Annotated in this window: 25 protein-coding genes; 14 read left to right on the top strand and 11 right to left on the bottom strand. The window is 65.1% G+C overall.

Translation table 11 applies throughout. The annotated features are described in order from the left end of the window. Nucleotides 1–47: 47 nt before the first annotated feature. Nucleotides 48–818, bottom strand: coding sequence for an ABC transporter permease (locus SBI67_RS08020; protein WP_318980028.1), 771 nt, complete (start codon nucleotides 816–818; stop codon nucleotides 48–50). A 108-nt stretch (nucleotides 819–926) separates the two neighbouring features. Here SBI67_RS08020 and SBI67_RS08015 point away from each other — a divergent pair, with 108 nt between their 5' ends. The 3 genes from SBI67_RS08015 to SBI67_RS08005 are packed head-to-tail and all read left to right on the top strand — an operon-like array spanning nucleotide 927 to nucleotide 3,964. Continuing rightward, the gene (locus SBI67_RS08015; RefSeq protein ID WP_318980027.1) at nucleotides 927–1,784 is read left to right on the top strand and encodes an MmyB family transcriptional regulator; all 858 of its coding nucleotides are present in this window, start codon (nucleotides 927–929) and stop codon (nucleotides 1,782–1,784) included. A 57-nt stretch (nucleotides 1,785–1,841) separates the two neighbouring features. After that, a complete protein-coding gene (locus tag SBI67_RS08010) occupies nucleotides 1,842–3,032 on the top strand; it encodes an MFS transporter (protein ID WP_318980026.1) in 1,191 nt (396 codons plus the stop codon). After that, the gene (locus SBI67_RS08005) at nucleotides 3,029–3,964 is read left to right on the top strand and encodes an alpha/beta hydrolase (protein ID WP_318980025.1); all 936 of its coding nucleotides are present in this window, start codon (nucleotides 3,029–3,031) and stop codon (nucleotides 3,962–3,964) included. The genes SBI67_RS08010 and SBI67_RS08005 overlap by 4 nt, the downstream gene beginning before the upstream one ends. 45 nt (nucleotides 3,965–4,009) lie before the next feature. On the opposite strand, the gene SBI67_RS08000 is transcribed toward SBI67_RS08005, so the two are convergent. Both SBI67_RS08000 and SBI67_RS07995 read right to left on the bottom strand, forming a co-directional pair. Then, nucleotides 4,010–4,636, bottom strand: a complete 627-nt coding sequence (locus tag SBI67_RS08000) for a response regulator (RefSeq protein WP_318980024.1) — start codon at nucleotides 4,634–4,636, stop codon at nucleotides 4,010–4,012. An 11-nt stretch (nucleotides 4,637–4,647) separates the two neighbouring features. After that, nucleotides 4,648–5,718 (bottom strand): sensor histidine kinase, encoded by a 1,071-nt coding sequence (locus SBI67_RS07995; protein ID WP_318980023.1) that lies wholly within the window; start codon nucleotides 5,716–5,718, stop codon nucleotides 4,648–4,650. A 185-nt stretch (nucleotides 5,719–5,903) separates the two neighbouring features. Here SBI67_RS07995 and SBI67_RS07990 point away from each other — a divergent pair, with 185 nt between their 5' ends. From SBI67_RS07990 to bla, 4 genes are all read left to right on the top strand, one after another. Continuing rightward, nucleotides 5,904–6,377, top strand: coding sequence for a hypothetical protein (locus tag SBI67_RS07990; RefSeq protein ID WP_318980022.1), 474 nt, complete (start codon nucleotides 5,904–5,906; stop codon nucleotides 6,375–6,377). Nucleotides 6,378–6,532: 155 nt separating this feature from the next. Continuing rightward, entirely contained in the window at nucleotides 6,533–6,931 is a 399-nt protein-coding gene (locus tag SBI67_RS07985) for a helix-turn-helix domain-containing protein (RefSeq protein ID WP_413232423.1), read from the top strand. Further along, a complete protein-coding gene (locus SBI67_RS07980) occupies nucleotides 6,928–7,785 on the top strand; it encodes an alpha/beta fold hydrolase (protein ID WP_318980020.1) in 858 nt (285 codons plus the stop codon). The genes SBI67_RS07985 and SBI67_RS07980 overlap by 4 nt, the downstream gene beginning before the upstream one ends. A gap of 92 nt (nucleotides 7,786–7,877) precedes the next feature. Next, nucleotides 7,878–8,651, top strand: a complete 774-nt coding sequence (bla, locus tag SBI67_RS07975) for a class A beta-lactamase (protein WP_318980019.1) — start codon at nucleotides 7,878–7,880, stop codon at nucleotides 8,649–8,651. Between the two features lie 58 nt (nucleotides 8,652–8,709). On the opposite strand, the gene SBI67_RS07970 is transcribed toward bla, so the two are convergent. Next, the gene (locus SBI67_RS07970; protein WP_318980485.1) at nucleotides 8,710–9,933 is read right to left on the bottom strand and encodes a cytochrome P450; all 1,224 of its coding nucleotides are present in this window, start codon (nucleotides 9,931–9,933) and stop codon (nucleotides 8,710–8,712) included. A gap of 184 nt (nucleotides 9,934–10,117) precedes the next feature. On the opposite strand from SBI67_RS07970, the gene SBI67_RS07965 reads away from it, so the two are divergent. Next, complete coding sequence (locus tag SBI67_RS07965; protein WP_318980018.1) at nucleotides 10,118–10,672, top strand: TetR/AcrR family transcriptional regulator; 555 nt, start codon at nucleotides 10,118–10,120, stop codon at nucleotides 10,670–10,672. A gap of 22 nt (nucleotides 10,673–10,694) precedes the next feature. On the opposite strand, the gene SBI67_RS07960 is transcribed toward SBI67_RS07965, so the two are convergent. Beyond that, nucleotides 10,695–11,327: a TetR/AcrR family transcriptional regulator gene (locus SBI67_RS07960; RefSeq protein ID WP_318980017.1), complete on the bottom strand. Its 633-nt coding sequence runs from the start codon at nucleotides 11,325–11,327 to the stop codon at nucleotides 10,695–10,697. Nucleotides 11,328–11,404: 77 nt separating this feature from the next. Here SBI67_RS07960 and SBI67_RS07955 point away from each other — a divergent pair, with 77 nt between their 5' ends. After that, on the top strand, nucleotides 11,405–12,433 hold the full coding sequence (locus tag SBI67_RS07955; protein WP_318980016.1) for an aromatic ring-hydroxylating dioxygenase subunit alpha: 1,029 nt from the start codon (nucleotides 11,405–11,407) through the stop codon (nucleotides 12,431–12,433). Between the two features lie 30 nt (nucleotides 12,434–12,463). Next, nucleotides 12,464–13,537 carry an NAD(P)H-dependent amine dehydrogenase family protein gene (locus SBI67_RS07950; RefSeq protein WP_318980015.1) on the top strand — a complete coding sequence of 358 codons (1,074 nt, stop codon included), beginning with the start codon at nucleotides 12,464–12,466 and terminating at the stop codon, nucleotides 13,535–13,537. A 24-nt stretch (nucleotides 13,538–13,561) separates the two neighbouring features. Here the strand turns inward: SBI67_RS07950 and SBI67_RS07945 are convergent, their stop codons facing one another. Next, a complete protein-coding gene (locus SBI67_RS07945; protein ID WP_318980014.1) occupies nucleotides 13,562–13,990 on the bottom strand; it encodes a MarR family winged helix-turn-helix transcriptional regulator in 429 nt (142 codons plus the stop codon). Between the two features lie 152 nt (nucleotides 13,991–14,142). Between SBI67_RS07945 and SBI67_RS07940 the strand changes: the two genes are divergently transcribed. From SBI67_RS07940 to SBI67_RS07930, 3 genes are all read left to right on the top strand, one after another. After that, nucleotides 14,143–15,165 (top strand): substrate-binding domain-containing protein, encoded by a 1,023-nt coding sequence (locus SBI67_RS07940; protein WP_318980484.1) that lies wholly within the window; start codon nucleotides 14,143–14,145, stop codon nucleotides 15,163–15,165. 197 nt (nucleotides 15,166–15,362) lie between these two features. After that, on the top strand, nucleotides 15,363–16,400 hold the full coding sequence (locus SBI67_RS07935; RefSeq protein ID WP_318980013.1) for an aliphatic amidase: 1,038 nt from the start codon (nucleotides 15,363–15,365) through the stop codon (nucleotides 16,398–16,400). 11 nt (nucleotides 16,401–16,411) lie between these two features. Next, a complete protein-coding gene (locus SBI67_RS07930) occupies nucleotides 16,412–17,461 on the top strand; it encodes an AAA family ATPase (RefSeq protein WP_318980012.1) in 1,050 nt (349 codons plus the stop codon). 62 nt (nucleotides 17,462–17,523) lie between these two features. Here the strand turns inward: SBI67_RS07930 and SBI67_RS07925 are convergent, their stop codons facing one another. The 4 genes from SBI67_RS07925 to SBI67_RS07910 are packed head-to-tail and all read right to left on the bottom strand — an operon-like array spanning nucleotide 17,524 to nucleotide 21,643. After that, nucleotides 17,524–17,970: a DUF5078 domain-containing protein gene (locus SBI67_RS07925; protein WP_318980483.1), complete on the bottom strand. Its 447-nt coding sequence runs from the start codon at nucleotides 17,968–17,970 to the stop codon at nucleotides 17,524–17,526. Between the two features lie 15 nt (nucleotides 17,971–17,985). Further along, nucleotides 17,986–18,336 carry a DUF732 domain-containing protein gene (locus SBI67_RS07920; RefSeq protein WP_318980011.1) on the bottom strand — a complete coding sequence of 117 codons (351 nt, stop codon included), beginning with the start codon at nucleotides 18,334–18,336 and terminating at the stop codon, nucleotides 17,986–17,988. Next, on the bottom strand, nucleotides 18,333–21,200 hold the full coding sequence (locus SBI67_RS07915) for an MMPL/RND family transporter (RefSeq protein ID WP_318980010.1): 2,868 nt from the start codon (nucleotides 21,198–21,200) through the stop codon (nucleotides 18,333–18,335). Before SBI67_RS07915 ends, SBI67_RS07920 begins: the two co-directional genes overlap by 4 nt. Then, nucleotides 21,197–21,643 carry an MmpS family transport accessory protein gene (locus tag SBI67_RS07910; protein ID WP_318980009.1) on the bottom strand — a complete coding sequence of 149 codons (447 nt, stop codon included), beginning with the start codon at nucleotides 21,641–21,643 and terminating at the stop codon, nucleotides 21,197–21,199. The genes SBI67_RS07915 and SBI67_RS07910 overlap by 4 nt, the downstream gene beginning before the upstream one ends. A gap of 181 nt (nucleotides 21,644–21,824) precedes the next feature. Between SBI67_RS07910 and SBI67_RS07905 the strand changes: the two genes are divergently transcribed. Beyond that, nucleotides 21,825–22,424 carry a TetR/AcrR family transcriptional regulator gene (locus tag SBI67_RS07905; protein ID WP_318980008.1) on the top strand — a complete coding sequence of 200 codons (600 nt, stop codon included), beginning with the start codon at nucleotides 21,825–21,827 and terminating at the stop codon, nucleotides 22,422–22,424. On the opposite strand, the gene SBI67_RS07900 is transcribed toward SBI67_RS07905, so the two are convergent. Continuing rightward, a complete protein-coding gene (locus tag SBI67_RS07900) occupies nucleotides 22,409–22,858 on the bottom strand; it encodes a hypothetical protein (RefSeq protein ID WP_318980007.1) in 450 nt (149 codons plus the stop codon). The genes SBI67_RS07905 and SBI67_RS07900 overlap by 16 nt on opposite strands. Nucleotides 22,859–22,969 lie beyond the last annotated feature (111 nt).

Raw genomic sequence — 22,969 nt, 5'->3', positions numbered from 1 at the left:
CAGGATGCTAGGCGCCGAAGGTGAAGACCGCGAAACCTACTGGTGATTCAGGGTCCTCGCGGAACACGTAGTGAAAGGCGTCGTTCGATCTTGCCGCGGGCGACCAGTTCCCCGACCACCGCGACGCCGCACACCTGCGCCAGCAGCAGCGCGACGAGCACCAGAACCTGGACCGCACCGGCCTGCGCGGCCGAGCCGGTGGCCAGCAGCACACCGACGAATGCTCCTGGCAGGGTTACCAGTCCGGCAGTTCTGGCCTGATCGAGATTGGGCAACAGGGCGTCAGACAGCTCCCGCTCGATGACCATCATTCGCGAAAAGCGTTCGGACAAGCCCACACTGAGTGCCGCCTCGACCTCGCCGGCGCGTTGGTTCAACGCATCAAGGGCACGGCGCGCCGCCACCGCCGAGGCCGTCATCGTTCCACCCAGCACGATGCCGAATACGGGCACCATCGCGACACCGGTGAACGGCACCACACCGCTGAGCAGCAGCAGCGGGATGACCGCGATCATTCCGGTGCCCAGCGCAAGGGCCAGCCACCCGCCGCCACGGCTCGCCTGACTGCGGCGCGCGGCGGTGATCGAGGCGACGGTGAACATCACCGCAACGACCAAGATCGAGGACCACATCCGTTGCAGCGCGAACGCAAGCACGGTCGCCACCGCCGCCAGCTGAACGGCGGCACGGACCGCCGCGGCCGGCGCCGCCCGCGGCGACCCGTTCAGGGCCAGGCGGTTCACCGCGGCCGCGGCGACGGCCATCACCACACAGACGATCACCAACGTAGGCGTCAACAAGGGTTCGGCAGTGCGCACACATCAAGTGTCCTCGGCGCGCAGTGGTGCTGTCTTCGCTGAACGCGGTCGCTCCCTGGCACTGCCAGGGACAGGTGCGCCACGCGAACATCGCGCACCATGGAAGCCATGACGAACGCACGTGGTTCAGATGCCCAGTTGGCGCAGTTTCTGCGCAGCCGGCGCGCCGCGGCCGACACCGCACTGTTGCCGGGGGTGGTCGGGGCGGGGCCCCGCCGGGTACCGGGGTTGCGCCGTGAAGAGTTGGCCGAGGCGGCCGGGGTCTCGCTGACGTACTACACCCGGCTGGAACAGGGGCTGGCGACCAATCCCTCGACCCAGGTGTTGGACGCGCTGGCCCGGGCGTTGGCGCTCGACGAGGTCGAGCGGGCGCATCTGCAGCGGCTGGCCTCGGCGAGCGATGCCCGGCCGCGGTTTGGGCGAACCGGGTTGCGACCCGAGTTCGTCACGCTGATGGACGCGATGTCCGATGTCCCGGCAGTCGTGCTGTCGCCATTGCAGGACATCATCGCGTGGAACCGGCTGGGTCACGCGCTGCTTGCGCCGCATCTGGACCCGGCCGCGCCGTATGGCGGCGAGCCGCCCAACAAGGTGGCGATGATGTTCACCGATGCCCAGTCGCGCAGCATGCACCGCGAGTGGGAAGCCGAGGCCACCTTGGCGGTGGCCTCCCTGCGCTACGTCAGCGCCGCCTACGTCGCCGACGACGATCTCGCCCGACTGGTCGGCACCCTGAGCGTGGCCAGCGACGACTTCGCCCAACTGTGGGCCGCGCAACCGGTGGCGTTGTGCACGCACGGCGTCAAGCGTTACCACCATCCGACGGTCGGGCGCCTCGACCTGCATTTCCAGATCCTGCATCTGCCCGAAGACGACGGCCACCGGCTGCTGTTGCACCACGCCGAACCCGGCTCCAACGATGAGGCCGCGCTGCGCCTGCTGGCCAGCACCACCATCACCGAGTGACGCCGCGCAGCCAATGCTGCTGCGCTGCAACTGACATCGACTCCAAGGAGATCATCCATGGATAGCTCCACGCTGCCCAAGAACAGTTCTGATGCGCCGGTGCGCCGGATGCACCCTGGCCTGCTCGCCCTGGCCGTCGGCGGGTTCGGGATCGGGCTCACCGAGTTCGTCATCGCTGGATTGCTCACCGGGGTCGCCGACGCATTACGTGTCAGTGTTCCCGCCGCGGGCGCACTCATCTGGGGCTATGCCCTGGCCGTCGTGGTCGGCGCATTCACTGTCACCGCGGTCCTGTCGCGGCGGCCGCCGAAGGGCGCGCTGTTGCTGTTGCTGGCGCTGTTCGTGGCGGGCAACGCATTGACCACGCTGGCGCCCGATTTCGGCGTCGCCCTGCTGGGCCGTGTCGTCACCGCACTGTGCCACGGCGGATTCTTCGGGATCGGCGCCGTGGTCGCAGGCGACCTCGTGGCGTCAGACCGCAAGGCTTCGGCCATCGCGTTCATGTTCGGCGGGTTGACGCTGTCCAACGTTCTCGGCGTGCCCTTCGGCACCTTCGTCGGGCAACACCTGGGATGGCGCAGCGCGTTCTGGATCATCAGCGCGTTGGGCGTGCTGGCCGTGATCGGTGTGGCCGCCCTGGTGCCACGCATGTCGGCACCGCCACCGACAGCGGGGAGCCACTTCGCGGTGCTTTTCCGGCGGCAGGTCGTGGTGTCGATCCTGCTGACCATGATGGTGTTCGGCGGCGTTTTCGGCGCGTTCATCTACGTCGAACCCCTCGTCACCAGGGTCACCGGCTACGGAGACGGCGCGGTGCCGTGGCTGCTGGTGCTCTTCGGAATCGGTTTGTTCATCGGCAATTTCGTCGGTGGTTGGGCCGCCGACCGCAATCTCACCTGGACACTGCGCGTTCTCACGGTGCTACTGCCCATCGTGCTGATCGGTTACGGACTGCTCGCGGCGTGGCGGCTACCGGTCGCTGTGCTGTTGGTGGCCATGGGCGTTGTCGGGTTCGCCGCGACGCCGGCCCTGCAGTTGCGGGTGATGCGCTTCGCCGAGGATGCACCGACGATGGCCTCGGCGGCCAACATCGCGGCGTTCAACCTGGGCAACGCAATGGCTTCGGCGATCGGGGCCGCGACCATCGCCCTGGGCCTGGGGTGGCGTTCACCGGTGTGGGTGGGCGCCACCATGGCGCTGATCGGCACCGTGCTGGTGTTCACCAACAACCATGGCGAGCCGCAGTGACCGACACACCGGCCCTGCACCCGCAGGCCCGCGCGCACCTGGCCGCGGCGACCGCGGCGCCGGGGATTGCCGCCCTGTCGGTACCCGACGCGCGCCTGGCCGCCCTGGGCTACCTGGACCTGCAGCACCCGGCACCTGAGATGGCTGCGGTGGAGCACCGGTTCATCCCCGGACCGACCGCGGACCTTCCGGTCCGGATCTACCGGCCCACAGCAGTCCGTGGGCCGCACCCCGTCATCGTCGTGCTGCACGGCAGCGGATGGGTGATCGGCAACCTGGATCTGGTGGACGAACCCGCGCGGGTTCTGGCCCGCGACACCGGATATGTCGTACTCGCCGTCAACTATCAGAAAGCGCCTGAGCATCGCTTCCCGGTTCCACTCCAGGACTGTGTCGCCACCGTGCGGTGGGTGCACAGCCACGCCGCCGCACTCGGTGTCGACCCGGGCCGGATCGCCGTCGTCGGTGACAGCGCCGGTGGCAACCTCGCCGCGGCGACCACTGCCGAACTGGCGGGCACCGACGTCAGCGTTGCCGCCCAGGCCCTGCTCTATCCGGCACTGGACCGCGCGATGACGGCGCCGTCGTATGGGATGTTCGCCCGTGGCTTCGGTCTCGACGCCGCCGACATGGCCTGGTTCTGGGGCCATTACGTCGATGCCGGCGCGAGTGCGGAGCCGCGTGTTTCACCGCTGCGCGGCACCAATTTTGCTCACCTTCCGCCGACCTTCGTGGCCACCGCCAGCCACGACGTGCTGCGCGACGAGGCTGAGGCGTACGCCCAGTTGTGCCGCGACGCCGGAGTCGACGTGGTCAGCAAACGGTACGACGGCATGATCCATGGCTTCTGGTGGATGGACGGCGTGCTGGACGACTCTCGCACTCTGCAACGCGACCTCGCCGACTTCCTGGTCGACCGGCTGGGAGCCTGACGACCGTGGGCGTGCCGCCGCGCACAATCGGCGTGGTCCGCATCGCTACCAGGGTGGGCCGGAAGCGCTTGCCCGCTGTGCGGCTTCCAGCCGCGAGGTCACCCCCATCTTCGTGAACAGGTTGTTGATATGGGTCTTCACGGTGGACATCGAAACGACCAATTCCGCTGCGATGTCGCGATTCCGCAAGCCAGCGGCAATGAGGTGCAGCACGCGGGCCTCTTGTTCGGTCAGCCCGTAGCGGCGAGCCGCGGACTCAGTGGTGCGTCGGGTACGGAGACCGCGGAGTAGGAACTGAGTGGCGTCGGTCCCGAACGGGCTCTGCCCGGCGGCCACTGACCTGACTGCGGCCACGATCTGAGCGGCGCCGTCAGCTTTGGTGATGTACCCGTGCGCTCCGGCGGCCAGAGCGCAGGCGATGGAGTCGTCGTCGCCATAGGTAGTCAAAATCAAAATTCGTGTCTTGCAATCGAATTCAACGATACGCCGGATGACCTCCATGCCGCTGACCTCCGGCATCTGCAGATCCAGTAGCAGTACGTCGGGTTCGTGCGCTGTGACGGCGTCGACGGCTTGCGTCCCGTCGCAGGCTCCGGCGGTGACAGTGATTCCGTCGGCCAGCTCGAGGATGGTGATCAGCCCGTCACGCACGGCTGACTGGTCGTCGGCCACGACAACCGAGATCATAGGGGCACGTCGCAGCACAGTTCCCATATGCCGGCTTCCCATCGAGCGACGACTTCGGCGCCCACTGCCAGCGCACGTTCATGCAGGCCATGTAGACCCATGCCGGCATTCCCCGCGGGTTCGGACGCCTCGTTCTGCAGACACAGCCTGACCCGATGGCGGCTGTAGCACACCTGCGCATGCGCCACCTCGGCATTGCCGTGTCGGCGGATATTGTTCATGCCCTCCACTGCGACGGCGCCGAGTAGGTCGGTGACAGCCTCCGGCAGCGGTGGAGCGCTGCCGGTCACCGTGACATGCAATCGGCCGCCCGCCCGCCCCGTCGGCTGATCTGCCAGCCGAGTCAAGAGCTGCTCCACGGGTTCGGTGAACCGGCGCAGATCGTGCACCGCCTTGCGGGCATCATCGAGTCCCTGTGCGGCCATTTCGCGTGCGACGTGTACCCGCCGCACTACATCGGTATCCGAGCTGCGGCGGTCGACGACGGCTCCCAGCGCATCGAGCTGGATTACCAATGCGCCCAATGAATGAGCGAGCACATCGTGCAGATCCCGGCCGAGCCGGGCGCGTTCCTCTGCGGCGGCAACCCGCAGCTCGGCCTCGTGCAACCGCCGTTGGTGCTGGCGTTGACGTGCCGCGTCCATGCCACGCAACCCCAGGATGACACCGACTGCGACCGGCACCACGACCGCCGAACTGTCGTCAAGCCGAGCCGGCCCGGCCAACCAGGTGCCGGCACCCGCTGCAACGAGTGCCGAACCACTCAGCGCCACCCCAGCCACCGACATCGGGTAGGCACCCACGATCAGCGCCACCCCGGCCCCGAGCGCCACCGATGCTGCAGCCGAACCACACAGTGTTCCGAACATGCCAGTCACGCCAATCAACGCCCCACAGCAGTAGCGCAGCAGCGGAGTTGCGGTGCTTGGCATCACTGCACACCACATCACCACACCGGCGACGCCGGGCATCAGCGCGTACAGAGCGACACCGCCGGCACGGTCTGCCACCGCGAAGGCCGCGGTGAGTATCAGCACCACCAGACGTAGCAGCGCGCGCGGATCCACTCGGTCAGTGTGCCAGCGCCGGCTGACCGTTCGGGGCCGCCCGGATGGTCGATTCGCCGATATCCACCCGAATCTCCACCCGAGGGTGGTGCCGTCTGGTGCGCGTCATGGACCACGGTGAAGACCGTGCTTTTGTCTGCCAGTCGTATGCGCCAGATTGTCGTCGAGTCGTCGATGGTCCACTCGTGACCGGTCACGCGGGGCAGGTCGATATCGTCGTCGGGGTCGTGGTCCTGGTTTGGTTGCTTCGCCGTCAGCTCACCGCGCGCCCCGTCACGGAGCGACTGGGCACTGCCACGGTCCTTCTGCTGATCGGTTTGGTTCAGACCGTTTCCAACGTGCAAGAACAGCCCTTACGTCCAGCACCGGTGCTGAGCCTGGTGCTCAGCCTGATCCTGGGACTGCTGCTCTCCGTTGCTCGGGCGTACTCGATGCGCGTGTTCGTTCTCGATGGCACCCTGATGCGCCGCGGAACGGCCCTCACCATGGTGCTCTGGCTGACCGCTGTGGTGATCCACTGGGCACTGGCTCATACCGGTTCGCAGCCCAAGGTCGCCACATCACTGTTGGCGTACATCGGGTATTCGCTTCTGGCGCAGCAACTCACGTTGCGGGTGCGTACACGTCACCTCCGCACGCTTACCGGCCGAGGCGCATGACGGCGCAGTGTCGGCCGTCAGCCGTTACGGGTCGCGCGCGTCTCCTCCAGCAGGTCAGTACCGCAAATGTTCTTAAACATCCTTAATATGGGGCTGGAGAACGCAGATAGGGTAGTTTAGGGAGTATGGGTGTCACGATGTACTCGGTCGAGCAGGTGGCCGAGATCCTCGGATTACATGTGCGCACTGTCCGGGGATACGTGCGAGACGGTCGACTTCCAGCGGTGCGGGTAGGCAAGCAGTACCGGATCGCCCAACGCGACTTCGAGACCTTCGCCGGCGTGCCGGCCGCTGAACCGGCCAGCTCCGGCCCGCGCGCACACGTGTCGACCGTTGTGCACATCGAGAGCGTGGCCCGCCCGACGATGGACCGTATTACCACCCATGTCAGCGCCGCAGCGAGCGGCGATCTACACCGATCCGGACAGCTCGACGTTCATTTCAACTATGACGAATCCGACTGCCGCCTGACGATTTTCGTGGTCGGCGATGTTGATCCGACCGCGGCAATCCTTGAGTTGATCGGGACCGTGACGCGGCAGGGCGAGCCATGAGCACGACCGTGTACCGTTCCGCGTCGAGCCAACAGATCGTCGAGCATGGGTACCGCCATCGCCTGGAGCGTTGGACGGTGCCGCTTCGGCAGCGCAGTGTCGCCACCCGCGAAGGCGACACCTTCGTCCTGGACTGCGGCCCCGCCAAGGCCCCGCCGGTCGTGTTACTGCACGGCGCCGGAAGCAACAGTGCAATCTGGCAGACCGACGCGCTGCGCTGGTCACGGACTCACCGGCTGTACATGGTCGACATCATCGGCGAACCGGGATTGAGCGCACCGTCGCGCCGTCCGCGCCACACCGATGCTCATGCGTTATGGCTCGACGACGTCCTCGACGCGTTGGGCATCGAGTCCACCGCCCTGGTGGGGGTATCGCTGGGCGGGTGGCTGGCCACCGATTACGCGATCCGCCGCCCCGCCCGTGTTCGACAGCTCGCACTGCGCGCTCCGAGCGGCATCGGCCGCCAACGCTATGGCGCCGTCCTCGCGGCTTTGACCCTGATGGCTTTCGGCGACGGAGGCACGCGCCAGGCGCTTCGGATTGTGTTGGGACCGGGCGATATCGCTGATCCCGTTCTGGACTACATGGTGAGCATTCACCGCAACTATCGCCCCCGGCACGACAAGCTGCCCATCTTCGCCGACTCAGACCTCCACTCCATCACCGCACCACTTTTCGTCGTACTTGGATCACAGGACCGCATGCTCGACTCCCGGGAGACCGCCGCGCGCCTGGCCCGCCTACAACCGGAGGCGTCGATCACTGTGCTTCCCGGCGTCGGGCATGGAACCGTAGATAGCGGCGTCGAGTTGCACGCCTTCCTCCAGAGCGCCCCAGGGATGAGTTCTTGATGTCCTCGATCAACCGAAGGCACTTCGTGCTCGGGCTACCGCTGCTGGCAACAGTCTTCGCGGCGCCGAGGGCGCGGGCGGCATCCTCGTCGTTGGCCGATATCGAACGGCAGTATGGCGGCCGGCTGGGCGTACTGGCGCTGGACACCGGTTCGCAGCGCACGTTGGCGTGGCGTGCCGATGAGCGGTTCCTCATGTGCAGCACCTTCAAAGGGCTGTTGGCGGGGCAGATACTCGCGCGTATCGATTCAGGTCGAGAGCAGCTCGACCGCATGGTCCCGTATACCGAGCGAGATCTGCTCTTCACCTCGCCGGTCACCCAAGCCAATGTCGCACGCGGCGCGCTGCCCGTTCGTACACTGCTACAAGCGATCCTGGAACAGAGCGACAACACCGCAGCCGTGTTGTTGATGCGCGGCGCCGGCGGGCCTAGTGGCCTGACGCAATTCCTGCGGGAACTGGGCGATGACGTGACCCGGTCCGATCGTTATGAGCCCGAGTCGAATCGAGCCGAGGGCGTGCTCGACACCACGTCGCCGCGCGCAATGGTGATGACCGCACAGAAGCTGTTATTGGGCGATGCGCTGAGTGCGAGTTCTCGCGCCGTTCTGGAAGACGGGATGGCAAAGTGCATACCGGGTCTGGGCCGCCTACGTGCGGTGTTGCCCGACGGCTGGCACGCTGCTGACCGGCCCGGCACCAACGTCGAGAATGAGACCAACGACTATCTGCTGGCACGTCCAGCCGAGCAGGCACCCCTGCTGATCGCCGCGTACTACGACGCACCGGGCAAGCCTGCCGATGAGAGGGAAGCGGTGCTGCGGGAAGTCGGTCGGTCATTCGTGCAATGGGCTGCCGGCACGTGAACGGTCTCGGCCGAGACGAATAGTGCTGCGGCAGAGTCATACAGCGACCGGCAACGAGTCAAATCTCGATGTCGAGTTCGAGCGAAGCCAGTCGGCGTACCAGCAGACTGGGCAACCAACGCCCCACCGCGCGCGCCGATATCCAGTCGGTGCGCCGCAGCATGTCACCGATGACTATCCGCGCTTCCAAACGGGCCAAAGCCGATCCGACGCAGAAGTGAGCGCCCTTGCCGAAACTGAGGTGACCTTTGCCGTTGGTCCGGTCGAGTCGGAATTCGTCGGGCTGGTGGAACTGTGCCGGGTCGCGATTGGCTGCACCCCACAGCAGGAGCAGCCTGGAACCTGCAACCAGTTCCGTGCCGGCCAGCGTGCAGTCGTTGACGACGTGTCGATAATGCCCCCGAAATGGCGGTTCGAACCGGAGCACCTCTTCCAGGAACGGGCCGAGCAGATCGGGATTGTCCCGCACCTGCTGCTGGATATGTGGTCGTGTTGCGAGGACGTGGGCCGCTGAGCCGAGCAGCGATGCGGTGGACTCGCCGCCGGCGCTGAACAACGTGATCATCATGATTTGTGCTGTGAGAGTGTCGACTTCACCGCTCTGGCATGCGATCGCCAGATCTCCCAACAAGTTATCGCCGGGGTTCTGCGCGGCGCGGGTGAAGTGCTCGGCAATATAGCCGGACAGTTCCAGGGTCGCGGCGCGGGCAGCAGCCAGGTCGTCAGGTCCGAGCAGCCCTTCGAGCAGTTGAGTGCTTGCATAACCCCACGCCACCAGCTGATCGACGTCGTCGTCCGGGACGCCGATCATCCTGCCGACCACCATCATGGGAAGGCGGTTGGCGAGGGCAGACATCCACTCGACCGTCCCGTCAGCGAGGCTTTTGCGCCACAGGGAATCGTTGGTCCCTTCGACCAGTGGCTGCAGCGCGCGGATGCGCTTGGCCGCCAACTGTGGGAGCAGCATCTTGCGATGCACACGGTGGCTTGGATCATCGGCCGTCGCGAGCACGTGGGTGGGGCCACCCAGTCCGTCCATGGTGAACGTGCCGATCGACCCGTCGGCTCGGCGCATGATGGTTCCCGTCAAGTTGGACGAGAAATCGTCGACCCGGGCCACCGCCTCCTGCACGGCGGCCCACCCCGGCACCGCATAGAAGCCGGTATCGCCGACGGAATGGACGGGGCCTTCCGCGTGCATTCTCCCGTAAAGGGACGCGGGGGACTGGATGTAGTCGTCGTCGAGTAGTTGGAGCCCCAACGCGCCGTAACTCACTGTCACTCCAGCAGATTCGAGCGTGGAGAGCGGCACGTCAACCCACTGAAGCGAGGTTGATACGGGCATCGGGCCTGCGCGGGCGTGGCCGTGTGTCGCAGACGCACCGGCGACCAGCGGGTGCGAGTGGTAACTTTCGGGGAGTTTGTCTCACGGTGAGATTTCTGGCGAATTCGTCCAAGGAGGGCGCATGCCACCGCAGGACTGGCTTCTCGGTGATCGTCAGGCCGTCGCCGCCGAGAAGATCTATTCGGCCGCTGCTGAGCTGATCGCCCGCGGCGGGTTCGACGCGCTCGACATCGATGTTCTGGCTGCTCGGGTGCACTGCTCACGCGCGACCGTCTACCGACACGTCGGCGGCAAACGCCACATAGCCGACGTGGTTCTCGCGCGCGCGGCCGAGCGCGTCGTGGCCAAGGTGCGTCTGGGTATTGAGGGTCTCGCCGGGCGGGAGCGAGCTGTGACGGCGATTGCCGTCGCGTTGGAATACATTCGAACCGACCCACTCGGCAGATTCATGGCCGAATCCCTGCGCGGTGTCGATCAGATGAGTTGGCTGACCGATATGCCGGTGTTCGCAGACTTGGCCACCGAGCTTGTCGGTGTCGCTGCCGGCGACCGGGCCGCCGGTCAATGGGTCATGCGTGTGGTGCTGGCGCTGATCTATTGGCCCGTAGAGGATCATCGAACTGAGCGTGAGGTGATCGACCGCTTTGTGGGTCCTGCCTTCGACTCGATGGCGTGAGCGGGGCCGAGGACGCGTCTGATCAATCCGCCGTTTGCAGGTAGGCGACCAGCGCGTTGGTCAACCCGCGACGCGCGACGTCGAGGTCGGCGTAGGAGCCGAGCTGCCGCTCGGAAACCAGGCCGCGCATCGCGCCCGGAATCAACGTCGCCACCTCACGGACGCGCTCGGGATCGGCACCAAGATCCTCAAAAGCGTTGCGGCAGATGTCCAGCCACGACTGACCCCACGAGTACAGCTCAGCCGCGGTCTGCGGGTACAACCGCTCCAGTTCGGCGTGATCGCGGGGCAGCGCCGCGCGGAGATTCTCGATGGCCCGTGAATCCGGCGAGTCCAGGCCGTCGAAGAGGGTGTCGATGATGTTGGCGACGCGTGTGCTCAACACCGGGTCGGTGCTGAAGGAGGCGAACACGTCAGCTCGGCGTTGCGCGGTGCGGTGAAGTACAGCGGCCCAGAAGCCATCGGCGTCGCCGAATTGGTACTGCACCGCGCCCCAGGTCGCGCCGATGTCCTTGGCGATCCGGTTGGCCGATACGGACCCGGGGTCGCCCGACGCCAGCGCCTTCAACGCGGCCTCCAGCATGTTCTCGCGGGTCGCCTGACCACGTCGATTCGGGCGCCGTGCCGGCATCGAGGCCTCGGCCGTATCGGTCATCAACCGAGAATAGCGCGGCTCAGAGAGAATCATAAAGGGCACTATGCAACTTTCATTGATTGTTCTATGCTTCGCCAATGGCCAAGCCGCCCCTTTCCATGAAGCCCACCGGCTGGTTCCAAGTTGCCTGGTCCGACGAGGTGGGCGTCGGTGACGTCCACCCCATGAAGTACTTCGATCAAGAGTTGATTGCCTGGCGCTCGGAATCCGGTCAGGTCACGGTGATGAACGCCTACTGCGAGCACCTGGGAGCCCACCTCGGATACGGCGGCAGCGTCCACGGCGAGGTGCTGCAGTGCCCCTTTCACGGGTGGCAGTGGAGCCAACAGGGCCGAAACGTCTGCATCCCGTACGAGAGTCGGCCCAACCGGGGGCGCCGCATCAAGACCTACCCCGTCGTCGAACGTAATGCTTCGATCTACATCTGGCACGACATCGAGGACCGTGAGCCATTCTTCGACGCCCCCGACGTTTTCGCCAGTTTCGGTGACGGCAGTAGCGAAGCCGACTACTACCCCCAGCAGCGTTTGTTCGACCAGGGCCGGGAGATGCATCCGCAGTACGTGCTCGAAAACGGTGTGGATTTCGCCCATTTCAAGTACGTGCACGGCACGCCCATCAATCCGATCTTCACCCGGCACGACTTCGACGACCCAGTGTCCTACGTCGATTTCACCATCACGTTCGAAGGCGATGACGGCCAGCGGATCGAGGACGTCAACAGCGGTGTCGAGGCGATCAACGGCGGACTGGGCATCGCGGTGACCAAGAGTTGGGGGATGATCGACAACCGCACGATTTCGGCCATCACTCCGGTCGACGACCGCACCTCCGACATCCGATTCATGGTCTACATCGGACGGCCGAAAGGCGAGGTGCGTAGTCCCGAGCGAGCCCGTACCAAAGCCGAGGAGTTCGGCAACGAAGTCATCCGGCAGTTCCGCCAGGACATTCACATCTGGTCGCACCAGCGCTATTCCGATCCGCCGGCGCTGGCCAGTTCCGAACTCGAAGGATTCACCGCGATCCGCAACTGGGCGATGAAGTTCTACCCCGACGGCAAGGGCGGCAGCGCAGCCGATCTGGCCGCCCGATCCACGCACTGACCGAACCAGTTTTGGATAGAGAGGTTTTTGATGACAATCAAGGTGTTCCAGGTCGCGACCGGCAATGTCGGATCCGAGATGATCAAGCGGATCGCCGATCAGCCGGATCTCGAACTTGTTGGTGTGCACTGCTATTCGCCGGACAAGATCGGCAGGGACGCCGGTGAGCTGGCCGGGATTGCGCCCAACGGGGTGATCGCCACCGGCACGCTCGACGAGATCATCGCCGCCAAGCCCGATGTGCTGACCTTCCACGGCGTGTTCCCCGACGAAGATCTGTACGTCAAAGTCCTTGAGGCCGGGATCAACATCGTCACCACCGCCGACTGGATCACCGGCTTCCACCGCGACACCAATCACCCGCACGACTCCGGTCGGCCGGTCACCCAGCTGCTCCAAGAGGCGTGCGAGAAAGGTGGTTCGACGTTCTACGGCACCGGGATGAACCCCGGCCTCAACCAAATTCTCGGCGTCGTCTGCTCGGCCGATGTCGCCGAGATCGAGAACGTCACCACCATCGAGTCCGTCGACGTGTCATGCCATCACTCGAAGGACACTTGGATCGAGGTCGGCTACGGGCAACCGGTCGACGATCCCTCGATCCCGGACAAGCTGCGCAAATACACCGAGGTGTTCGCCGACTCGGTCTACATGATGGCCGACTGTTTCGGGCTGGAACTCGACGAGGTCAAATTCGAGTATGAGCTGGGCGCGTGCACCAAGGATGTCGACCTGGGCTGGTACCAGCTCCCCAAGGGCTCCCTGGGCGGGAATTACATCAAGTATGTCGGCACCGTCGACGGCGTGCCGCGGGTCGAGACCCACCTGGAATGGCAGATGACCCCGCACACCGATCCGAGCTGGGATATCAAGGGCTGCTACATCACTCAGATCAAGGGTGATCCCAACATCTACAACAAGCACATGATCTTCCCCAAACCCGGCGTCGACCTGTCCAACCCCGACAACTTCGCCTCCATCGGTATGACGGTCACCGGCATGCCCGCGCTCAACGCCATCAAGTCGGTGGTCGCCGCCCGTCCCGGCATCATCACCAGCGCCGACCTTCCGCTGCGCGGCTTCGCCGGACGATTCAAGCTCTAACCGGCGGATACCGTCGGTTGCGCGTCACCGCCGCTGGAACGCCCTCCCGAACAACGCCTGGGCGAGTTCGGCGCCGTCGCTGTCGAGCCATTGCGACTCGGCGGACGCGGCAGCCCGGCCGAGTCGCTCGTGCAGCTCGGCGCCGCGCGCGCTCAAATAGACCCTGACCTTGCGCCGGTCCAGAGCATCCACCTCGCGGTACGCCGCGCTGTGCGTCACGAGCTTGTCGACCACCCTGGTCAGCGTAGGGCCGGGGGTCAGGGTCGCGATCTGCAGGTCGGCCATCGTGAGGCCATCACCGCTCGCCAGGGCTTCCATGGTCAACCAGTGGTCGATACCGAGGCCGTCGTCCTGCAGTTCCGCCTCCAACTGCGATGTCAGCCGCCGCGACGCGCGCAAGACGGCAGTGGCGACCGACGCGGCGGCAGGGCCCTCCGAGTCGCTGTTGGCCATAGCTCGCCCACTCCTTCGTGTTGCCGATCCCCGCCGACCGCGCGATACTTTTGAATGAAAACGATAGTAGACGATCGCGCGCAGATGGTGGTGAGGTCACGACGTTGACGGGCCCCGGGCAACGGAATCGAGACCAGCAGTGGCGGCTGGCGATGGTCATACCGCTGCAAGGCCCTGGCGGCGTCTTCGGGCCGGCCTGTGCAGCGGTGAGTCACCTGGTTGCCCGCGACCTGAACGCCGCCGGTGGGGTGCTCGGTCGTGAGGTCATCGTCGATATCGTCGACGGTGGAGCCGCCCCGTCCCGGGTGGCCGCCGACGTGAACGCCATGATCGCCGCCGGCGCCGTGGACGCGGTCAGCGGCTGGCATATCTCGTCGGTGCGTAATGCCCTGGCGCCCATTGTCGCCGGCCGCGTGCCCTATGCGTATCCGGCGCTGTACGAAGGCGGAGAGGCTCGCCCCAACATCTTCTGCTGCGGAGAGACGCCGGACCGTCAGATTTCCCCGGCTCTGCGCTGGCTACGCGACAACCTCGGCGTCCGGCGGTGGTTCGTTGTCGGTGACGACTACGTGTGGCCGAGGTCCTCCATGGCTGCGGTACGCCACTACGCGCACGCTCTGGATCTGGATATCGTCGGCGAGCGGCTGGTGGCCCTCGGCAGCGACGACATGCTCAGTGTCGCGGGTGAAGCGATGTCCTCCGGTTGCGATGCGGTACTGATGCTTTTGGTGGGGCAGGACGCCATTGCGTTCAATCGGGCGTGCGCCGAGTTGGGTGCCCACGAATCCTTCCTTCGGTTCAGTCCACTGATGGACGAGAACATGCTGCTCGCCAGCGGTGCGGAGGGCACGTGTGGCCTCTTCGCTGCGGCCGCGTACTTTCGCTCGATGGTCAGTCCAGCGTCCATGGATTTGATCGGTGGCTATCGGGAGATGCACGGTCCGTATGCCCCGCCGTTGAGCGGCATCGCCGAATCCTGTTACGAGGGAGCGACATTGCTGGCGCACCTCATCGCGAAGGCCGGGCGCCTCGGCGATATCGCAACGTCGGAGCGCCTCACGTACGAAAGTCCGCGGGGGACTATCCACTTCGATCCGCGCTCCACCGTGCAGCCGGTGCACCTGGCGGCGGCGAACGTATTCGACTTCGACGTGCTCGCGACCCTCGTTGTGTGAGCGCCACAGCGCAGGCCAGCTGCTGACCTCTTGACACGGCAGCACGTCAGATATATTTTCAATTGAGAATTGTTTAGCGGGCAACGACCTCCCGCGCAGGGGTCGGTCCGTGCACTCTCGCCGAGCGATGTTGCGGCGGCGGTCCTTCCGTGTGGATGCGGAAATGCTTTTCCACCAACACTTTAGGAGAAACATTCATGCGTCATGGAGATATCTCGTCCAGCCCTGACACCGTCGGTGTGGCCGTCGTCAACTACAAGATGCCGCGTCTGCACACCAAGGCCGAGGTGCTGGACAACGCCCGCAAGATCGCCGAGATGGTCATCGGGATGAAGGCCGGTCTGCCGGGAATGGACCTGGTGGTCTTTCCCGAGTACTCCACGCAGGGCATCATGTACGACCCCGAGGAGATGTACGCGACGGCGGCCACCATTCCGGGTGACGAGACCGACATCTTTGCGGCGGCCTGCCGAGAAGCCAAGACATGGGGAGTGTTCTCGATTACCGGCGAACGGCATGAGGATCACCCCAACAAGCCGCCCTACAATACCCTCGTCCTGATCGACGACACCGGCCAGATCGTCCAGAAGTACCGAAAGATCCTGCCGTGGTGTCCCATTGAGGGCTGGTACCCAGGGGATTCCACCTATGTATCCCGGGGTCCGAAAGGTATGAAGATCTCGCTGATCATCTGCGACGACGGTAACTATCCCGAGATTTGGCGAGACTGCGCGATGAAGGGCGCCGAACTGATCGTCCGCTGTCAGGGCTACATGTATCCGGCCAAGGACCAGCAGGTACTGATGGCCAAGGCCATGGCCTGGGCCAACAACTGTTACGTCGCGGTGGCCAACGCGGCCGGATTCGACGGTGTCTATTCCTATTTCGGGCATTCCGCGGTCATCGGGTTCGACGGCCGCACGTTGGGAGAGACGGGCGAGGAGGAGTACGGCATCCAGTTCGCGCAGCTGTCACTGTCCGCGATCCGCGACGCCCGCCACTTCGACCAGTCGCAGAACCACCTGTTCAAGTTGTTGCACCGCGGCTACTCGGGCGTGCACGCCGCCGGCGACGGGGACAAGGGGGTCGCCGACTGCCCGTTCGAGTTCTACAAGCTGTGGGTCACCGACGCGCAGAAGGCGCAGGAGGTGGTCGAGTCGATCACCCGCGACACCGTCGGCGTCGCCGACTGTCGGGTCGGCACGCTCCCTGTCGAGGAGACCGCCGAAGCCTAGCCGGGCACGCCATGCCGTTCATCACCGATATGTTCCACGAGCAGAACGGAACTGACCTGGAGCCCAACGACGCCGCCGGGCGGCGCGCTCCCGGCTTCGACGAGGATGCCTTCACCGCTGCACTCGCCGCACGTATCCTGGGCCAGGAGCACGCCGTGACGGCCGTCGGCCGGGCAGTGGCGATCGCGCAGGCCGGCATTGCGGACCGCGGCCGTCCGCTCGCCAGCATTCTGCTGGTCGGACCCACCGGAGTGGGTAAGACCGATCTCGTCCGGCAGGTGGCGGCTCAGCTGCGTTCCGGTCCCGACGACCTGTGCCGCATCGATATGGCAGCACTGGCTCAGGAGCACTATGCGGCATCGTTGTCCGGTGCGCCGCCTGGATACGCCGGGAGCAAAGAATCGTTCACGGTTTTCCAGAAGGACAAGATCGAAGGCGATCCGTTCATGCCGGGAATCGTGCTATTCGACGAGATCGAGAAGGCAGACACCACGGTCATCCGAGCCCTCCTGCACGTACTGGACTGCGGGCAGCTGCGACTTGCCAACGGACGCGAGACCATATCGTTCCGCAACAGCTACATCTTCCTCACCTCGAACCTGGGCTCGCACGCCGTGGCGCGCGAGCAACGATCCAAAAGCACACGACGCCGGTGGAATCCACGCCGCACGGTCAGTGCGCGCCATTCTCGCGACCTCATCCGGCACGCCGCCGAGGACTTCTTCGACCCGGAGTTCTTCAATCGCATCGATGAGACCGTCGTCATGGATCCGATCGCCCCGTCGACTGCCAGGGCCATCACCGAACGCGAAGTCGAACTGCTCACGGCGCGCCTCGCACGCGAATCCGTCACCCTCGTCGTCAACAACGACGTGGTGACGTTCCTGCATGACCGGGGCTTCGACCCGGTCTACGGAGCGCGCGGACTGCGCCGAACGCTCCGTCAGCACTTGATCGCGCCGGTGGCCACCGCACTTCTGAAGGCAAGACCGGCGGGGCGGGAACCCATCGGCCTGACCGCGGACCTGGCCGCCGGCAGGGTTGTCGTCGGGGTTTCGTGAGCGCGTGCGCTCTCGTAGCGGCCCGATCGAGACCCGGCTACTTTCTACGAGGCCTGTTCTGGCTAGTGCCAGTCCCAGACGGACATGTCGCCTGCTGGGTAGTTCTGGCAGATGTCGGTGGTGTGGGCGGCGACGCCTTTGTTGTTGAAGAACAGTTTGGCCCAGTTGGGCCAGCGCCAGGACATTTGTTCGTAGAAGGCGTTGGTGGCGGTGTCTTCGGAGTATTGGCGCCGTCCGGCGTAGTCCAGGGAGAAGAACCAGTGGATGCGGTCTTGGGCGCCTTGTTGGTCGGCGGCGGGTTTGTTGTTGTAGTCGATCATGTAGCGCTCGTAGTAGACGGGTTCGACGTCGCGGGCGGCGGCCATGATCTGTTCGGCGGTGCAGGGGGTGCGCAGGATGCGGTTGGGGATGGGGTAGTCGTCGGTGGCATCGGCTGAGGCGATGCCGGAGGTGGCCAGGGTGCCGGCCAGGGCTGCGGCGGCGACACCGAATCGGATGGTCTTGTGCATCATGGGCGTTCCTTCCTAGTGCTGGGCGGCCGCGACCTGGTCGAGGATGACGCGTTTGTCGGGGCAGTAGTAGTTCAGGGCGGCGCCCAGGAACTGCCAGTTCTGCTCGGTGGTGTTGTGGCGGTCGAGGTTGTCGCCGACGAATTTCGCTGAGGCGTAGGCGTCGTGGTCGACGTTGTTGGCCAGGCGTTTGCAGACCAGTTTGCCGATCCAGGCGTTGTAGTCCTTTTGGCCGTAGATGCCGTAGGTGTGCAATTCGTGGGCGAAGTTGGTGTCCGGATCCCGGTCATAGGCCGGATCGGCCTGGGCGGGTGCGGCCAATCCCACGGCGGCACCGACGATCAGGGTTGTGACGGCGAACTTCATGACAGGGCCTCCTCGGACTCTTTCTGGATGGGTGCCGGCCACGGCTCGGGCACCGGACGTTGACGCACGGGCACCGGCCACCAGAACCACTTGCCCAGCAGCGCGGCGATCGATGGGGTCATGAACGACCGCACGACCAACGTGTCGAACAACAAGCCCAGACCGATCGTCGTGCCGATCTGACCCAAGACCACCAGGTCGCTGAAGATGAACGATGCCATCGTCGCCGAGAACACCAGACCGGCTGCCGTCACGACACGCCCGGTCCCCGCCATCGACCGGATGATGCCGGTGTTCAGGCCCGCGTGCAGTTCTTCCTTGAACCGCGACACCAACAGCAGGTTGTAATCAGCGCCCACCGCCAACAGCAGGATGATCGCCAGCGGCACCACAATCCAGTACAGATGGATGCCGAAGATGTACTGCCACACCAAGACTGCCAGGCCGACGGAAGCGCCCAGCGATATCGCGACGGTGCCCACGATGACGAGGGCGGCCACGATGCTGCGGGTCACGAACATCATGATCAGCAGGATCAGCGCTATTGCGGCCAGCGCGGAGATCAGCAGGTCGTACTTCATGCCCTCCTGAATGTCCTTGTTGGTGGACCCGATTCCCGCGACGTAGATCTTGGCGTCTGACATGGGCGTCGCCTTGAGCGCATCGAATACCGCGTCCTTGATGGCATCGATATGCGGGATGGCTTGCGGGTCGGCTGGATTGCCCTGGTGGGTGACGATGAACCGGGCGGCCTTGCCGTCGGGGGAGAGGAACAGCTTGAGGCCACGCTTGAAGTCGGCGTTGTCGAAGGCCTCCGGGGGCAGGTAGAACGTGTCGTCGTTCTTGGAGTCGTCGAACGCCTGGCCCATCGTGGTGGCGTTCTTCAGGGCCTCATCGCTCTGGGCGTTGGTGCCGCCGGTGGTCGCGTAGTTCGACAGCGTGAGTTCCTTGTTGCGTTCCTGGATGGCGATCTGCGGCGGCAGCAGGGCCACCAGTTGCGGTTGCAGGGCATCCAGTTTGTCCAGGCTGGCGGTGATGTTGGTGAACTTGTCCGACAACTCGGAGATGCCGTCCAGTGAGTCGAACACCGAACGCAGTGCCGAACACATCGGGATGTCGAAGCAGTGCGGCTCCCAGTAGAAATAGTTGCGCAGCGGACGGAACTGGTCGTCGAAATTGGCCAGCTTATCGCGCAGGTCGTTCACCGTGGCGACGGTGTCGTGGAACGCCTCGGTCTGTTCGTGCGTGGCCGCTGCGCTCTGCTGTTGCAGGGCCAGTTGCTGTTTGAGCACACCGATGGTGTTGTCGATCTCGTTGGCCTGCTTGAGCAGATCGTCGGCCCGATCCTTCTGGTAGCCCAGGTTCATGATCTGGCTCGCGCTGGTGGCACTGATCTGGAACGGGATGGAACTGTGCGTGATCGGGGTGCCCAGCGGGCGGGTGATCGACTGCACCAGCGCGACACCCGGGGTGTGCAGCACCGCTTTGGCCGCCCGCTCCAGGATGAGCATATCCGCCGGGTTGCGCATATCGTGATCGGTTTCGATCATCAGCAACTCGGGATTGATCCGCGCCTCGGTGAAATGCCTTTCGGCGGCTTCCATCCCGATGACGCCGGGCGCAGTGGCCGGAATGTAGGGGCGATTGTCGTAGCTGGTCTGGTAGCCGGGCAAGGCGAGCACACCGACGAGGGCGATGCCGCAGGTCACCACCAGGATGGGTCCGGGCCAACGCACGATGGCGGTGCCGATCCGGCGCCAGCCGCGGGCGCGCAGCTGTCCTTTGGGCTCCATCAGCCCAAACCTGCCGGCGATCAACAACACTGCCGGACCCAGCGTGAGGGCGGCTGCCAACGTGACGACGACACCCAACGCTGCGGGGATACCGAGGGTCTGGAAGTAAGGCAGCCGGGTGAAGGCCATACAGGCCACCGCCCCGGCGATGGTCAACCCGGATCCGACGATGACATGGACGGTGCCGCGCCACATGTCGTAGTAGGCCGGGATCCGTTCCAGCCCGTTACTGCGGGCTTCCTGGTAACGGCCGACGACGAAGATCGCGTAATCCGTGCCTGCGGCAATGGCAAGCAGCGTAAGGAGATTCGTTGAATAGGTGGACAACCCGATGACGCCGGAATGAGCGAGTACCGCCACCACGCCGCGGGCGGCGGCGAGTTCGATGGCGACGGTCACCAGCACGATCAGCATGGTGACCACCGAGCGGTAGACGAACAGCAGCATGATCCCGATGACCAGGAAGGTGATGCCGGTGACCTCGTTGGTCCCGGCGCTGCCCACTTCGAAGTTGTCGGTTACCAGTGGCGAGGCGCCGGTGATGTAGGCCTTGAGGCCGGGTGGGGGCGGGTCAGCGGCCACGATTTTGCGTACCGCGTCGACTGATTCGTTCGACAGCTCCTCGCCTTGGTTGCCCCGCAGGTAGAGCTGGGTCAGGGCGGCCTTGCCGTCCTTGCTCTGCGATCCGCCGGCAGTCAGCGGGTCGCCCCAGAAGTCCTGCACGTGCTCGACATGGTCGGTATCGGCCTGGAGCTTCTTGACCAGCCCGTCGTAGTACTTGTGAGCGTCCTCGCCCAACGGTTGATCGCCTTCGAGGACGAGCATTGCCGCACTGTCGGAATCGAACTCGTGGAAGACCTGGCCGATATGGCGCATCGCCAGGATGCCGGGCGCGTCGGCGGCGTTCAATCCGACCGAACGCTCCCAGCCGACCTCTTCGAGCTGGGGCACGAGCGTGTTGGACAGCGCGGCGATCGCGATCCACGCCAACAGGATCGGTAACGACAGCGTGCGGACCAGCCGGGCCGCCCGTGACCCCTGGACCGGTGTCTGGACTTCTTGGTGGGTCATGCCGTCTTGTCCAGGCACGCGATGTATCCGTTCACGTTGTCCGACGACCTCTCGTCCTTGACGATCCCATTGACGGTGATCCGGCAGCTGATGGTGTCGCCGTCACCCTGGGCCCGCAGATCGGCGTACATCGTCGGGTCGTCGGTGACCAGTTCTCGGGACCACGGCAGCGGTACGTTGTCCACGCGTTGCGGCTGGGCGTGGATGTCGAGGTAGTTGATGGTCGCCACGGAACCGGGCGAGCCGAACACCTCGAACAACACGTGCTTGGGGTTGTAGCCGGTGTTCTCCAGGGCTTCCGAACCTGCCCTGGAGATCTCGTTGTCGGAGCCGAAGATGCCGTGCAGTCGGCTGACCGCGAAAGCCACCACGGCCACCACCAGGATCGCGACGATCACTATCCACTGCCGACGCGCCAGCGCACTCACCGAGAACTTGCTCAAGCCCGACCCTCCCGACGCCCCCGTGATCGACCGGTTCCGTTGAGGAACGGATCGCAGAAGGAGAACGGTACGGTACCGTACGATGTCGTGCAACCGCTTGACGTGCGACTAACTAACTGCTCTCGCGGAGTTTCGCGCACCTGGTGCGGTGTAATCCTGATCGGGCAGAGAAAGGGGCGTAGTGACTTCCGGCCAATGTGACGATGCCTCGAGCTGCCCGTGGAGCGAGCGGGAGGCCGAACTCCTCGCGATCACGTTGGAGTTGCTCCAGGAGCACGGGTATGACCGACTGACCGTCGAGGCTGTCGCCGTCAGGGCCAGGGCCAGTAAGGCCACCATGTACCGGCGCTGGCCGTCGAAAGCCGACCTCGTGCTCGCGGCCTTCATCGAGGGCACCCGTAGTGCAGCTATTCCGCCGCAGACCGGCTCGCTGCGCGGTGACCTGCTGGAAATCGGCAGGTCGACCTGCCGGCAGTCGCGAGAGCACATGCGCACCATGCGAGCCGTGCTCAACGAGATGTCGCACAGCCCAGCGCTTCAGGAGGCGATGCGCGAGAAGTTCGTCCTGCAGCGCAAGCTGGTCCTCGAGGGGGTGTTCGCGGAGGCGGTTGCCCGCGGCGAGATGGCGGCCTCCGCGATCAACGACGAGATCTTCGATCTGCTGCCGGGCTATCTGGTGTTCCGGTCCCTCGTCTCGGACCGGCCGCCGAGTGACGAAACGGTGCGGGTGCTCGTCGACGAGGTGTTGCTGCCGAGCCTGACCGGTCACGGCAAGGCATAGTCCATCGGCGCCGCGTTACCGCCAGTGGCCTGCCGATGCGCGACCACGGTGGCGATATTGGCACCGCCCCGGGTGATGCCGAGGATGGACACCTCGTCGTTCACGGCGAAGGCACTGGCCGCGGTACCGACGTGGCTGCCCGACATGGTGATTCCGTTGGTCTGGGCATCGATCACGTAGGTGCGGGCCACGCCGTCGGCACCGACAGCGGTCAGGGAATCAGGCGTGACCGCGACCAGCCGGCCCTCCTGCATGATCGGCTGTGCGGTCCCGGCGGCCGGAGCGGGCGCGGATGCCTGCGTGGCGGCCGAGTCCGCGATGTGCATGAGAACCGCCGCGGCGACCGCGGCAAATGCCACGACGAACGACACGGTGAGCGCGATCGCGGTGGCGCGCGGCGTCTTGCGCGCGTGCTTTCCGTGTCCGGAGCTCATCACAGTCCACCTTTCGTTGGCTGACATCGAGTACCCGAGGGCCGGACGCGAAAAACCCCGGCAGCGTCTCACCCCTGCCCAGCAGAACCCCGCCGAACGTCGTTCTCATTC

Source organism: Mycolicibacterium chengduense (assembly GCF_033741155.1).
Classification (GTDB): Bacteria; Actinomycetota; Actinomycetes; order Mycobacteriales; family Mycobacteriaceae; genus Mycobacterium.
This window is presented reverse-complemented; position numbering and strand designations above follow the sequence as displayed.